Annotated in this window: 2 protein-coding genes and 1 pseudogene; all 3 read left to right on the forward strand. The window is 62.8% G+C overall.

Annotation, left to right across the window (positions count from 1 at the left end; translation table 11 throughout):
• Positions 1-639, forward strand: a 639-nt coding sequence (locus AHiyo1_RS26195; protein ID WP_253257169.1) for a hypothetical protein, incomplete at its 5' end; no start/stop codon positions are given.
• A 127-nt stretch (positions 640-766) separates the two neighbouring features.
• The gene (locus tag AHiyo1_RS05250; RefSeq protein WP_059387837.1) at positions 767-1,180 is read left to right on the forward strand and encodes a DUF4383 domain-containing protein; all 414 of its coding nucleotides are present in this window, start codon (positions 767-769) and stop codon (positions 1,178-1,180) included.
• 29 nt (positions 1,181-1,209) lie between these two features.
• Positions 1,210-1,641 (forward strand): annotated as a pseudogene (locus AHiyo1_RS24485) (hypothetical protein); the annotation flags it as partial.

Genomic DNA, 1,641 nt, shown 5'->3' on the forward strand with positions numbered 1-1,641 from the left:
GGAACCACCGTGAGCACCCCGCAGGTACCGCCGCAGCCGAACCAGGAACCGCAAGCCTTCCCGCCGGCGTGGGGCGGTGGAGCGCCACAGTACGGCAGCACCCCGCCTTACGGTCCACCCGGGCAATACCCTGGCCCCTATGCGCAGCCAAACCTCTACGGCCCGCCGGGCCAATACCCCGGCCCGTACGGAATGCCCGTCCCGCCGCCAGCGAAGAAGCGAAAGCTCCTCTGGATCCTCCTTGGAGCGGGCGGCGCGGTCCTGGTGCTGATCATTGTGGGGATCGTCGTGCTGGTCAATCTGTTGGGAAATGCAACGAACAGGGCCATGGCCGTCTCTGATGATTTCACCCGCCTGATCGTGAACGGCCAAAGCTCGCAAGCCTACGACCAGTACATGGACCCTGTCCTCACCCAAAGCTTGACGAAAGAGGAGTTCGTTTCCGGCGTCGCGGGCCTCGGTCTGGACAACAGCTGCAAGCCCCACTATGACTCGGTGAACGTCAGTTCGGTCAACGGAACCAATACGGCCAACCTTGCTGGAACCCTGCAGTGCCAGGGCAAAATCCTCAATTTCAGGTACAGCTTCGAAGGCAATGATTTGAAGATGGACGCCATCCGTCTCCAGCCACAAGGTTGACGTCGAAAAAATTCGTCCGATCCCACCCATCCATAGCGCCGGGTGGTCCGAATCTCTGGTTGAGAGCCCCGTCCGGGGTTTCGAACACAGGCCGGATACAAACCGGCCATACCGGAAGGTTTGGACCATGCGCACTTCGCCCAACCGCCTGATCGCCACCATCTTTGGAGCCGTCTACCTGCTCGTGGGTGTCGTTGGATTCTTCGTCACCTCGGGAATTGGATTCTTCGCTACCGAGGGTGCCAATCTGATCATCTTTGCGGTAAACCCCCTGCACAACATCATCCACCTCGCTATCGGCGCCGCCCTGCTCTACGCGGGCATGAACAGCACCGTGCTGTCCAAGACCATCAACACCACAGTCGGTGCGGTCTACTTGCTTGTCGGCATCCTCGGACTGTTCCTCGTGGGCTCCGCGCTGAACATCATTGCCCTTAACGGCGCAGACAACGTCCTGCACTTGGCCAGCGCTGTGGTCCTCCTCGGCATCGGCCTCTCGCAGGACAAGGTTCCGGCCACCACCGCCAGGGCCCACGTCTAGAAAACCCGGAAATCCGGAAGGAGCCGTCCGTGTCAGCTCAAGCAGCGACGTCCGTAGGACCCACCGCCGGGGCATCCCTCACCCTGTTTTCGTGTTTCGCGGGAATGGGGGCCGGCCTCGTGGAGCTTTCCATCGCATCCAGCTACATTTCGGGCCGGGGACCCCTTGTGTGGGCGGGCGGCATCTTCGCGGCCTGGGGCCTGGCGCTTCTCGTCAGCTCGATTGGCAGCCTCCAACGGGGGCGGCTCCGGTTCCGTAAACCAACAACCCTGGGCCTCCTCGCGGCCGTGCTGGTCCACGTCGGATTCCTGGTTGCCGGTCTGGCCCAAAGAGTGCTCGACGGCGGGCATCTGGCAGCTCTGTTCCTGGTCCTGATGGCACTGGGATCCTCTGCCTGGCTAGCCCGAAGGTTCCGCAACGACGTCGGCGGAGTAGCGCAGGCTCCCCCGCGGGCCGGCGCG

Origin of the sequence: Arthrobacter sp. Hiyo1 (genome assembly GCF_001263615.2) — a bacterium.
In the GTDB taxonomy this organism is placed as follows: Bacteria; Actinomycetota; Actinomycetes; order Actinomycetales; family Micrococcaceae; genus Arthrobacter.

Coding starts and splice junctions, on each gene's coding strand:
- AHiyo1_RS05250 (WP_059387837.1), top strand. CDS start 767: ATGCGCACTTCGCCCAACCGCCTGATCGCCACCATCTTTGGAGCCGTC.